11 protein-coding genes and 1 riboswitch are annotated in these 12,047 nt (G+C 59.6%); of the genes, 5 read left to right on the top strand and 6 right to left on the bottom strand.

Annotation, left to right across the window (positions count from 1 at the left end; all coding sequences use genetic code 11):
- The first annotated feature begins 261 nt into the window (after positions 1-261).
- A complete protein-coding gene (locus ACVDG4_RS10080; RefSeq protein ID WP_447234948.1) occupies positions 262-2,268 on the top strand; it encodes a hydantoinase/oxoprolinase N-terminal domain-containing protein in 2,007 nt (668 codons plus the stop codon).
- A 214-nt stretch (positions 2,269-2,482) separates the two neighbouring features.
- On the opposite strand, the gene gcvPB is transcribed toward ACVDG4_RS10080, so the two are convergent.
- The 6 genes from gcvPB to ACVDG4_RS10110 form a co-directional block, all read right to left on the bottom strand.
- Positions 2,483-4,075 carry an aminomethyl-transferring glycine dehydrogenase subunit GcvPB gene (gcvPB, locus tag ACVDG4_RS10085; protein ID WP_447234949.1) on the bottom strand — a complete coding sequence of 531 codons (1,593 nt, stop codon included), beginning with the start codon at positions 4,073-4,075 and terminating at the stop codon, positions 2,483-2,485.
- A complete protein-coding gene (gene gcvPA / locus ACVDG4_RS10090; protein WP_447234950.1) occupies positions 4,072-5,418 on the bottom strand; it encodes an aminomethyl-transferring glycine dehydrogenase subunit GcvPA in 1,347 nt (448 codons plus the stop codon). Before gcvPA ends, gcvPB begins: the two co-directional genes overlap by 4 nt.
- 17 nt (positions 5,419-5,435) lie before the next feature.
- The gene (locus tag ACVDG4_RS10095; protein WP_008196197.1) at positions 5,436-5,921 is read right to left on the bottom strand and encodes an OsmC family protein; all 486 of its coding nucleotides are present in this window, start codon (positions 5,919-5,921) and stop codon (positions 5,436-5,438) included.
- A gap of 3 nt (positions 5,922-5,924) precedes the next feature.
- Positions 5,925-6,296, bottom strand: a complete 372-nt coding sequence (gene gcvH / locus ACVDG4_RS10100) for a glycine cleavage system protein GcvH (protein WP_209172722.1) — start codon at positions 6,294-6,296, stop codon at positions 5,925-5,927.
- A gap of 28 nt (positions 6,297-6,324) precedes the next feature.
- Positions 6,325-7,476: a glycine cleavage system aminomethyltransferase GcvT gene (gene gcvT, locus ACVDG4_RS10105; protein WP_447234951.1), complete on the bottom strand. Its 1,152-nt coding sequence runs from the start codon at positions 7,474-7,476 to the stop codon at positions 6,325-6,327.
- A gap of 185 nt (positions 7,477-7,661) precedes the next feature.
- Positions 7,662-7,754, bottom strand: a riboswitch (glycine riboswitch).
- 144 nt (positions 7,755-7,898) lie between these two features.
- Entirely contained in the window at positions 7,899-8,483 is a 585-nt protein-coding gene (locus tag ACVDG4_RS10110; RefSeq protein WP_447234952.1) for a hypothetical protein, read from the bottom strand.
- Between the two features lie 178 nt (positions 8,484-8,661).
- On the opposite strand from ACVDG4_RS10110, the gene ispH reads away from it, so the two are divergent.
- From ispH to ACVDG4_RS10130, 4 genes are read left to right on the top strand one after another with little or no spacing between them, the layout of a single operon-like run.
- Positions 8,662-9,663, top strand: coding sequence for a 4-hydroxy-3-methylbut-2-enyl diphosphate reductase (gene ispH, locus ACVDG4_RS10115; protein WP_447235107.1), 1,002 nt, complete (start codon positions 8,662-8,664; stop codon positions 9,661-9,663).
- Positions 9,664-9,668: 5 nt separating this feature from the next.
- A complete protein-coding gene (gene thrB / locus ACVDG4_RS10120; protein WP_447234953.1) occupies positions 9,669-10,634 on the top strand; it encodes a homoserine kinase in 966 nt (321 codons plus the stop codon).
- A complete protein-coding gene (gene rnhA / locus ACVDG4_RS10125; RefSeq protein WP_209172709.1) occupies positions 10,631-11,083 on the top strand; it encodes a ribonuclease HI in 453 nt (150 codons plus the stop codon). Before thrB ends, rnhA begins: the two co-directional genes overlap by 4 nt.
- 36 nt (positions 11,084-11,119) lie before the next feature.
- Complete coding sequence (locus ACVDG4_RS10130; protein WP_447234954.1) at positions 11,120-12,046, top strand: diacylglycerol/lipid kinase family protein; 927 nt, start codon at positions 11,120-11,122, stop codon at positions 12,044-12,046.
- Position 12,047 lies beyond the last annotated feature (1 nt).

Consider the following 12,047-nt stretch of genomic DNA (forward strand, 5'->3'; position numbering starts at 1 on the left):
ATGATCCTACCCATATCGGGCAATGCGTTCTCCGGGCAATCAAAAAATCCCCTTAGCCGCAGTCACTACGGAGCAAAACTGTTTCATCAGTCATATTTCCAACACTACACACAAGCTGCCGTGGTCTCAGACAGACAGTGCCGCGTGAGTTCGCGCGGTTTTTGTTTGACACAATTGAGGAAACGGTATCCATCGGAGCGCTCCTTTCGGGACAGCGGATGCTCTTTCCCGATCGAACTGGATTTGGCAGAGGAACGTGGTGTGACATACAGCCTTGGGGTCGATACGGGCGGAACCTATACCGACGCGGTCATCCTGCGCGGCGAAGAAGAGGTCATTGCCTCCGCCAAGGCGCTCACCACCCGGCACGACCTTGCTGTTGGTATTGGAGAGGCCGTCCGATCGGTGCTGGTGCAGGCGAAAATCGACCCTGTCGAGATTCAGCTCGCGTCCCTGTCCACCACCTTGGCCACCAACGCACTGGTCGAGGACCAGGGCGCGCGGGTGGCGCTCATCGCCATCGGCTTTGAAGCCAAGGATCTAGAGCAGGCCGGTTTGAGCGCGGCCTTGAAGGACGATCCAGTGCTGCTTTTGCGCGGCGGTCACAATCATGCAGGCTCCGAGGCCGCCCCACTCGATGAAGAGGCTCTCACCACATTTTTGCAAGATCTTGATCCAGGCGTGACGGCGCTTGCCGTTGCTGCGCGTTTTGCCACCCGAAACCCGGCGCATGAAAACGTGGCTGCCCAAAAAATAGCAGAGATCGCGGGCCGTCCTGTGACGATGTCGCATACGCTGTCCGCCAAGCTCAATGGACCCAAACGGGCGCTTACCGCGCTCCTCAATGCCCGGCTGATCGGCATGATTGACCGCCTGATTGGCCGGGCCCAGGATGCTCTTGTTCAGTTGGGCATTCATGCCCCACTGATGGTGGTGCGCGGCGATGGTGCCTTGATGTCGGCGGCCGACGCCCGAGCCCGGCCGATCGAAACGATCCTGAGCGGACCCGCAGCCTCCGTGGTTGGGGCGCACTGGCTCACCGGAGTCGATACGGCGCTAGTGTCCGATATCGGCGGCACCACGACCGACATCGCCCTGATCCGCAAAGGACGCCCGGCGATTGATCCCGATGGCGCGCAGGTGGGATCGTTCCGCACGATGGTTGAAGCCGTCGCCATGCGCACGATCGGCCTTGGCGGCGACAGCCAGGTCCATTTTCTCGACACGGGCCTGACCGGCGGCCTCCACCTTGGCCCGAAGCGCGTGCTGCCCGTCTCCCTGATTGCTCATCTTGCTCCAGAGAAGGTGGTACCGGTTCTGGAACAACAAGAACGTTCGGACTTCCCGGGCGAAGATGACGGCCGGTTTGTCCGGTGTGTCGGCGGTGCAATGGCCGAACCGGACCTGAACGCCCGTGAGAGCGAGTTGATGGTACGGATCGGGGATGACATTCATCCTGTTTCTTCCATCGTTCGAAACCGCATGGAAAATGCCACGCTTGGACGCCTGATCGATCGCGGCATGGTGCAAGTGTCCGGGGTAACTCCCTCCGATGCGGCCCATGTCCTCGGACTACTGGGTGCCTGGGATGCAGAGGCGGCGCGCCTTGCGCTTAAGAAGCTTGCGCGGCGCAGGCGCGGCGATGGCAAGGTGCTTGCCTCAAGCGCGGACGCCATTGCGCAGATGATCATTGACCAACTGACGCAGCAGACCGTGGATGCGCTGCTCGAAGTGGCCTTTAGAGAGGAAGGCGGCCGGTTTCAGGACAACCCGCGCGCCCTTGCACGCCATGAATTGTTGCAGGCTGGACTTTCCGGCCATGCCGGTTTCATCGATCTGCAAGCGCGGTTGAACGTGGAGGTGGTCGGCCTCGGCGCTTCGGCTCCGACTTACTATCCGGAAGTTGGCAGGCGCTTACGGTGCCCGATGCTCTTGTCCCAGCATGCCGGGGTGGCCAACGCCATCGGCGCCGTCGTTGGACGCATAACCCTGCGCCGCAGCGGCACTGTCACATCACCGGCCGACGGGCGCTACAGAGTGCATTTGGAGAGCGGACCGGAAGATTTTTCAGAAACCGGAGTCGCTCTTGACCGGCTGGAAACCGTTCTTCGCGAAGAGGCCGAAAAGGCTGCCAAGGACGCCGGTGCCGTCGGCATCCAGGTCTCTGCGAAACGCGACGTGCGCTCGGTCGAGATCGAATCGCGGCCGATGTTCATTGAAGCAGAAATTGTCGTCGAAGCCAGCGGCCGACCGCGCGTGGCGGTTTAACTTTGACCGAAAAAGGGATGGGCCTGAAACTCGTCCCTGAGCTTGATGACAAACAGCATCCCTCTCAATAGTCATCCTCGGCCTTGTGCCGAGGATCCATAGTTTTCTATATTTTGTGGATGTTCGGAACAAGTCCGAACATGACGCTAGAGGGAATATTGGGCTGTAGCAACAGTCTGAAGGGCGGGCCTGACGCCCGCCCCGCTTTTCAATTTTATTCCGCAGCTTCCGGCGTCACTTGTGCCGGTTCCGGCTCGGTCCATTTCAGGACCGGCTTTCGGGCTGCGCCCGTTTCGTCCAGGCGGCGACGCGGGGCGAGATATGGCGCTCCGGAGAAGCGCTGTGTCTCACCGCGTTTGGCGCTCATGACCAGATCACGCATGGTGGCAACAAACAGGTCAAGTGAGGCACGGCTTTCCGATTCCGTCGGCTCGATCAGCATCGCGCCATGCACCACAAGCGGGAAGTACATGGTCATCGGGTGGTAGCCCTCGTCGATCATCGCTTTGGCGAAATCAAGCGTGGTGACGCCTGTGTCCTTCAGGAAGCTGTCGTCGAAGAGAACCTCGTGCATGCACGGCCGCTCGCCGAACGGCAAGCTCATCAGATCCTGAAGGCCAACACGAACATAGTTCGCGTTGAGGACCGCATCTTCAGAGGCCTGACGCAAGCCGTCCGAGCCGTGGCTCATCATGTAGCTGAGCGCGCGCACATACATGCCCATCTGCCCCTGGAACGCCGTCATGCGGCCAAAAGGCTGTTCGCCGTCTTTCGTGGCAGCTTCTGTTTCCACCAGCTCCAGGCCATCGTCCGTCTTGCGGATGAACGGCAGCGGGGCAAAGGGAGCCAGCTTGTCCGACAGGACCACCGGACCGGAGCCCGGACCACCACCGCCATGCGGCGTTGAGAAGGTCTTGTGCAGGTTGATGTGCATGGCATCAACGCCGAGATCCCCCGGACGAGCCTTGCCGACGATGGCGTTGAAGTTCGCGCCGTCACAATAGAAGAAGCCTCCAGCCTCGTGGATGCGGTCGGCGATTTCCTTGATGTCACGCTCGAACAGCCCGCAGGTGTTCGGGTTGGTCAGCATGATCCCGGCAATGTTGCCGGTGTGCTCGGCGATCGTGGTCTTGAGCGCTTCAAGATCGACCGTGCCGTCGTCCTTGGCATCAATTGAGACGACCTTGTAGCCGAGCAGAGCGGCGGTTGCCGGGTTGGTGCCGTGAGCACTTTCAGGAACCAGAACGATTTCCGGGCTCCGGCCGGCAGCGGTGTGCGCCGCCTTGATCGCCATCATGCCGCAAAGCTCACCATGGGCGCCGGCCTTCGGGCTCATAGCAACCGCATGGGTGCCGGTGGAGACCATCAGCCAGTGGGCCAGCTCGTCAATCAGCTCAATCGCACCCGGGACGGATGACACCGGTTGCAGCGGGTGCACATCGGCAAAGCCCGGCAGGCGGGCCATCTTCTCGTTGAGGCGCGGGTTGTGCTTCATAGTGCACGAGCCAAGCGGATACAGCCCGGCATCGATCGCATAGTTGTTGCGCGACAGGCGCACGTAGTGGCGCATGGCCTCAGGTTCTGCGAGACCCGGCAGACCGATCTCGGCCCGGCGGGCGTGCCCGCCAAGCTCAAACTCAGGCAGATCGCCTTCGTCGAGATCAACACCGCAGTTTTCCAGAGAGCCCACCTCGAAGATCAACGGCTCTTCCATGTCGAGGCCGCGGTTTCCGGTGAAGGTTTTCGGGCGGAAGCTCTCGCCCGCATCTCCTGCTGCCGTCGGGCGTCCTTGCGTGTTCATGCTCATGCCAGCACCTCCTTCAGCGCATCGGCAAAGGCCGCGCGGTCTTCATCCGTGTTGACTTCGGTGGAGGCCACCACCAGCAGATTTTCCAGATCCGCCTTGCCCGGCTCCAGGCGGGAGACCGGCAGGCCGGCGAGAATGCCTTTAGCTGCCAATGCCTCAACAACACCATCAGCTGCTTTCGGCAGGCGAAGGGTGAATTCGTTGAAGTAAGCCGAATTCAGCACGTCCACACCCGGTACGGCACCAAGCTGTTTCTTCAGCTTCACCGCGTTGCCGTGGTTGATCCGCGCCAATTGCGTCAGACCTTTCTGGCCGAGCAGCGACATGTGGATTGTGAAAGCCAGGCAGCAGAGACCGGAGTTGGTGCAGATGTTGGACGTCGCCTTGTCACGGCGAATGTGCTGTTCGCGGGTGGAGAGCGTCAGCACGAAACCGCGCTTGCCTTCCGCATCAACAGTTTCACCACAAAGGCGCCCCGGCATCTGCCGGACGTATTTCTGGCGGGTGGCGAAAAGACCGACATATGGACCGCCGTAATTCAGGCCGTTGCCGATGGACTGGCCTTCGCCAACCACAATGTCCGCGCCCTGCGTTCCAGGAGGCTCAATGAGACCGAGCGACACCACTTCGGTAAAGACGGCGATCAACAGCGCCTTGTGCTGGTGTGCCTTTTCCGCGATCGGCTTCAGGTCGATCAGCTGGCCATAGAAGGACGGTGACTGGACCACCACACAGGAGGTCTCGTCGTCGATCTGGGACAGAATGTCTTCCGTGCCCATTGGGTCGGCCGGCAGGCTGACGACCCGATCGCCCGCCATGTTGGACAGACCTTCGACCACTTCCCGGTACTGCGGATGCAGACCGCCGGACAGGACCGCCTTGTTCTTCTTGGTGACCCGGTGGGCCATCAGAACAGCCTCGCCGGTGCCGGTGGAACCGTCATACATGGAGGCATTGGCAACATCCATGGCGGTCAGCTTGGCAACCTGGGTCTGGAACTCGAACAGGTACTGCAGGGTGCCTTGGGTGATTTCCGGTTGATACGGCGTGTAGGACGTCAGGAATTCCGAGCGCTGGATCAGATGATCCACGGTCGCCGGAACGTGGTGCTTGTAGGCGCCCGCACCAACAAAAAACGGCACGGATCCAGCCGAGGTGTTTTTCGCGGCCATCGCGGAGAGCTTGCGCTCGACTTCCATTTCGCTGGCGCGTTTCGGCAGATCCAGAAGACCTTTGAAGCGAACATCCTCTGGAATGTCGGTAAAGAGGTCATCAATCGAATTGACGCCGATGCGCGCGAGCATATCGCCGCGGTCGGTGTCGGTAAGTGGTAAATAGCGCATTGTCTGCGGCTCCAGATTTACGGTGCGACCGTGCGGACCGGTTCCGGGTCCACCACGATCTCACATTTGACCGAGTTTGCGATGAAGCAGACGTCATGGGCCTTTTCGTGCAGATCCGTGATCCAGCTGGGATCTGGATCACTGTCGGCGACCAACACGATTTCGGGCTTGAGGACCACCTTGGTGATGGCCATCTTGCCGCGAGCAATCCGGCTCATCTCGCCTTTTGCGCTGTCGCGGTAGCTGGCAACGACGTAACCGGCGCGCCGGGCAAGATCCAGAAACGACATCATGTGACACGACGAGATCGCTGCAACGAGCGCCTCTTCCGGGTCAACGGCTGCTTCAATCGAATAAGGCTGAGGCACAACGGTCGGCGAGGCGCTTGCCGGGATCTTCAGACCACCGTCAAACTGCCAGATGTGGCCGCGCGAATACTTGTTGGCCGCGTAATCCCCGTCACACGCCCATTCGACCACCGCCGTGTAGTAATGCCCCGCCATGGATCAAAGGGTCTCGATGTAGGCCTTGTAGGCCGCTTCATCCATCAGGTCAGCGAGCTGGCCTTCATTGCCGACGGTCATCTTGATGAACCAGGCTGCGCCTTCCGGATCTTCGTTGACCTTGGCGGGCTCATCAGCCAGCACGTCATTGGCTGCGGTGACCTCGCCGTCGATCGGCGCGTAGACTTCACTGGCAGCTTTCACAGATTCCACAACCGCGGCTTCATCGCCTTGGGACAGGGCCTTGCCGGTTTCCGGCAGTTCCACGTAGACAACATCGCCGAGCTGTTCCTGCGCATAGGCCGTGATACCGATGGTGGCGGTGCCGCCCTCGACGGAGATCCACTCGTGATCTTTTGAGTAATAAGTCGTCATGTTTTGCGTCCGTTCTCTGGAAAAAAAGTCAGGCTTTTGGTTTTCGGTAATAGCGGTTGGGCACGAAAGGCATGGCTGAGACCGTGGCCGGCAAACGGCGGTTGCGGACGATCAGCTCCAGCTGTGTTCCCTCGCTTGCGTGTTCGGCGGGGACATAGCCCATGGCAATCGGCGCGCCGACAGTCGGAGCAAAACCGCCGGAGGACAGAATGCCTATGACATCCCCACCAGGCAGAGCGATTTCCGCGCCCTCACGTGCCGGGGCTTTACCGTCCAGCCGCAGGCCGACGCGAATGCGGTCTGTGCCCTCGGCCAATTCTTTCTGGATGCGGTCCGCAGCCGGGAACCCGCCTTCTTCGCGGCGCCGCTTTTGCATGCAAAAGGTGATGTCGCCTTCAACTGGCGACGTGGTTTCGTCGATGTCGTGGCCATAAAGGCAAAGTCCGGCCTCCAGACGGAGGCTGTCGCGGGCCCCAAGGCCGATCGCTTCGACCCGGTCATCCGCCAAAAGCGCGCGGGCAATAGCCTCGGCTGCTCCTGCAGGCACGGACATCTCAACACCGTCTTCCCCGGTGTATCCGGCGCGCGCGATGTGGCACGCAATGCCATCAAATTCCATGGGAGCTGCGGACATGAAACCGAGTTCGGCCGCAGCCGGTGCATGGGCTGCAACCGCCGCAACAGCTTCCGGGCCCTGCACTGCGATCAAAGCGCGGTCATCGACCACTTCGAGTTTGACCGTTTCCGGCAGCTTGGCGCGCAGGTGCGCGTAGTCGACATCCTTGCGCGCAGCATTGACCACCAACAGGAGACGGCCGTCATCGTTCGGATCGAGCGGACGGGTGACCATCAGATCGTCAATGATGCCGCCGTCTTCGTTCAACAGGACCGTGTAGCGCTGACGGCCATGACCAAGTTCAACGAAGTTGGACGGTGTCAGAGCTTCCAGTGCTTTGGCGGTGGTCTCGTGATCCGGGCCGATCAGAACAGCCTGGCCCATGTGGGACACATCAAACAAACCCGCTTTCGCGCGTGTGTGCTGGTGTTCACCCATGATGCCGAGCTTGTATTGAACGGGCATGGAATAGCCGGCGAACGGCACCATTTTGCCGCCCAGCTCGATATGAAGGTCGTGAAGAGGCGTTTGTTTCAGATCTTCGTCTGCAACGGTTTCCGCCATGAAGGGTCCTCGCGTTAGGGGTTGCGCAGTCCCGAACCTCGCCGCGAACGGTTTCGATTCGTCTGCACCCCCTCTGTCCGAGTACCTGAGAGATTTCCCAGCCAAACCAAACCGGCCTGGTGGTTACTCCTTCGGTGAGCAGTCCGCGCATGTGATTAGCGCAGATCACTGCTTTCCAGAGCGTTGAAGCCTCTGCGGTCCTTTTGCCTGAGAGTTTCCGGGGCGGTTGCTCCTTCGGCGCCAGGATCTTCTCACCTGGCCTCTCCCGCAGTGGTATTTCGTGCCAGAGACACGATCATCAGGGAACGACCCCAATTTCGCCGCGATTGTGAGTGGCCGACACCACCTTGTCAATACGCGGCAATCAAACTGTTCAATTGCGTAAGCCAGATGCCAGTAGGGATGGCCCTCAGACCCCTGGCTTAGCGTCGGCGCCCTTCGTCAAAACCAAACTGGATTTTGCTGCCCTGGTTCATCGGAATGACGAATTTCTCATCCACGTAGGTCCATTGTTGCCCGCGGCCACCGGCTTCGATGGAAACCGGGATCTGGATCACTTCAGAAACCAGCGGTTTTTGATCCGCATCGGAAGACGCCGGGATCGTGACACGCAGCGGAAGTACAACATCGCCACCTCTCCACGCCGGTCCGGGTGTCACGTCACCTGTGAACCCGAGCTTCAAACGGCGCTGGCCATCGGCTTCTTGGGAACAGCTGACCGCTGAATCCTCCACCAGTGCCTGGTAGATCAGGCCGTCGCGCTCGCCATCCTTGCCCCTTACAAACTCACGGATAAGATGTGAATTCGTTTTCATCTGCAGCGGCGGACACGGCACTGGCGGTGCAAATGTCTCGCGGGAGACCTGAACCGGTTCCGCACCGCCCGAAATCACGTTCTCCGCGATATCTCCGGTTGCGCCGCATCCTGTCAGAAAAGCGGCACATAATGCGACCGAAAGCGTGGTCTTGCTGTTGACATGAGACAGTGCTTGGAACGCCTTGAACATCGTGGACCTGTTGAAAACTATGTATTTGGCGCAGCTTCATAGCAGTTGACCGGCCACTTGGCGAGATGGCGGTAGGTATTTGTTGGCCCTGCACCTATATCAGAAAGCATGCCAACTGGGTTGACAGAACAGCGTCACAAGCCCTTATTGCGCCAAAGCAGGCTTTTCAATGAGCACCATGACACAGACCGCGACAAACAAACCCTCTCTGGAGATCAAGCTGTGCGCCCCTCGGGGATTTTGCGCAGGTGTTGACCGGGCAATTCAGATTGTGGAACTGGCCCTTCAAAAGTACGGCCAGCCCGTTTATGTCCGCCATGAGATCGTGCACAACAAATATGTCGTAGACGGCTTGAAAGCCAAAGGCGCGGTCTTTGTTGAAGAGTTGGATGAGATCCCGGCGGAGCACGCCGAGCGCCCAGTGATCTTTTCTGCTCACGGCGTGCCGAAATCCGTGCCTGCCGATGCCCAGCAACGCAACATGTTTTACCTGGACGCGACCTGTCCGCTGGTTTCCAAGGTGCACAAGGAAGCCGAGATCCATTTCCGACGCGAGCGCGACATTCTCCTGATTGGCCACGCAGGACACCCGGAAGTGATCGGCACGATGGGACAGCTCCCGGAAGGCACGGTCACCCTGATCGAGACCGAAGACGACGCGCGGCGGTTCGAACGCGAGAGCAGCGACCGTCCCCTCGCCTACATCACGCAGACCACGTTGTCCGTTGATGATACCGCCGGGATCGTCTCCGTTCTTCAGGACCGGTTTCCGGACATCGTCGCCCCGCACAAGGAAGACATCTGCTACGCCACCACCAACCGCCAGGAAGCGGTGAAACATGTGGCCCCGGGCGTTGAGGCCATGATTGTGGTAGGCGCGCCCAATTCATCAAACTCGCAAAGACTGCGGGAAGTCGCCGAGCGGGAAGGCTGCCGGGTTGCGGTCCTTTTGCAACGGGCTGATGAGATCAACTGGGCGGATTTTGAGGGAGTTACCAGCCTAGGCCTGACAGCCGGAGCCTCTGCGCCTGAAACACTGGTTGAAGAGATCATTAGCGCGTTTGACGCGCGTTTCGACGTCACGGTCGAGATCGTGCGGACGGCCGAAGAGACCATCGCCTTCAACCTGCCGCGCGAACTGCGGGACATGCCCGACCAAACTGAAAAAGCCACCGGATAACAAGAATGGCCGTTTATACGGAAGTCAGCGATGAAGAGCTGAACGCCTTCATCGCACAGTATGATGTCGGGCAGCTTCTGTCCTACAAGGGCATCGCTGAAGGCGTTGAGAACAGCAATTATCTCGTTCAGACCGATACGGCCTATTTCATCCTCACCCTCTATGAAAAGCGGGTGAACCCTGACGACCTGCCTTTCTTTTTGAAGCTCAAGGAACACTTGGCGGGCAAGGGCCTCTCCTGCCCCACTCCGGTCGCTTCGCAAGACGGAGAGCTTCTTGGCACGCTTGCCGGGCGGCCCGCAGCCCTCGTCACGTTTCTTCAAGGTATGTCGGTCAAGCGGCCGCGTCCGGAACACTGCGAGGAACTCGGCAAGGCCATGGCCGCCATGCACTTGGCTGGGGCCGATTATGAACTGACCCGCAAGAACGCACTGGACCTGAACGGTTGGCGGCCGCTGTTTGAACAAAGCCAAGACCGCTGCGACACCGTTCATCCGGGACTGGGCGCAGAGATCACCACTGAGCTGGACTTCCTTGAAAAAAACTGGCCGAAGGATCTCCCAGCCGGCGTTATCCATGCCGATCTGTTCACGGACAACGTGTTCTTCCTGAACGACCGCCTGTCCGGCCTCATCGACTTTTATTTCGCGTGCAATGACGCCCTCGCCTACGACATCGCCATCTGCCTCAACGCCTGGTGTTTTGAGCAGGATCTGGCGTTCAATGTCACCAAGGCCAAAGCCATGCTCAAAGGATATACATCCGTGCGTCCGCTAACGGCTGCCGAGTTTGACGCATTGCCCGTGCTTTGCCGCGGAGCTGCGCTGCGCTTCCTGCTGACACGTCTTTATGATTGGCTGAGTGTTCCTGAAGGCGCGCTTGTCACCCCGAAGGACCCGATGGAATACCTGAAAAAACTGCGGTTCCACCAAACCGTCGACAGCGCCAACGCATACGGGCTTGAAGGATGAGCCAGGAAAATCGCGTGACGATTTACACGGATGGTGCCTGTTCTGGAAATCCCGGCCCGGGCGGCTGGGGTGTCATCATGCGCTTCGGCGAACACGAGCGTGAACTGAAGGGTGGCGAGGCCGAGACCACCAACAACCGCATGGAACTGACAGCGGCGATCGAAGCGCTGAACGCCCTGAAGCGCCCCTGCGCCGTCGATCTTTATACCGACAGCACATATGTGCGCAGCGGTATCAGCGAGTGGATGTACGGCTGGAAGCGGAAGAACTGGAAGACGGCCGCGAACAAGCCAGTCAAGAATGCGGATTTGTGGCAGGCTTTGGACGCAGCCCGCGACCGCCATGATGTCACCTGGCACTGGGTCAAAGGCCATGCTGGCCACCCGGACAACGAGCGCGCAGACGAATTGGCGCGCGGCGGTATGGAACCGTTTAAGAAAAACGTTTAAGCACACTGCGTCGCTGCCAACGAGCAAGGATTTCGGGTGATCGATTCGCTGCAGACCGCTCCGGTTTTATCCGGAGTTGAGGCACCGGAGACGGCTGGCCTCGTGCTTATCATGGCCAACCCGACATCGGGCGGCTACAACAGCCAAAAATTGCAGGATGTCAAAGGCCATCTCGAAGCTGCCGGCTGCCGGGTTGATCTGCGTTTGACAACCCATGCCGGTGAGATCGGCGAGGTGTGCGCCGCACCGGGGTTGGCTGCAGAGACGTTGATCATTGCCGGTGGTGACGGATCGGTCAACGAAGCCCTCACGGGTTTGCAGCACAAAAAACGCGTCCCCAACCTGGCGATCATCCCATTTGGAACCGCGAACGTTCTGGCACTCGAGCTTGGTCTGCCGAAAGGCTCTAAAGAGATTGCCCGGATGATCCTGAACAAGCGCACCAAACCGCTGCACTATGGTCTCGCCAATGATCGTCCCTTTGTTTTGATGACTTCGGCCGGATTTGACGCCGAAGTCGTCCATGCGGTCCCGCTGGACCTGAAGCGGCGCTTGAAGAAATTTGCCTATGTGATCACCGCAATCCGGATCGGACTGACACGCAAAGCGACGCCACTGACAATCTCCCTTGATGGCGCTGCGCCGGTTGACGGGCGCTTTGCCGTCGCCAGCAATGCCCAGCACTACGGCGGCCCGTTTGTCATCTGCCCAGGCGGTGCGACAGATCCTGGTTTACATATGCTGATATTGGAGCGCGACGACCCCTGGTCCTCGATCCGATACAGCATCGCGTTGATGCTGGGCCGGATCTCCAAAGCCAAGGGCGCGACTGTTCAAGCCTTTCAGGAAGCCGTTATTTCCAGTCCGGAACCAGTTGCCGCGCAAATGGATGGTGATCCATTCGCGGTCACCCCACTGCACATCCAGGCCGCGGCAAATTCGGTTCCGATTCTTGTCCCCTAAC

This window comes from Roseibium sp. MB-4 (assembly GCF_053005265.1).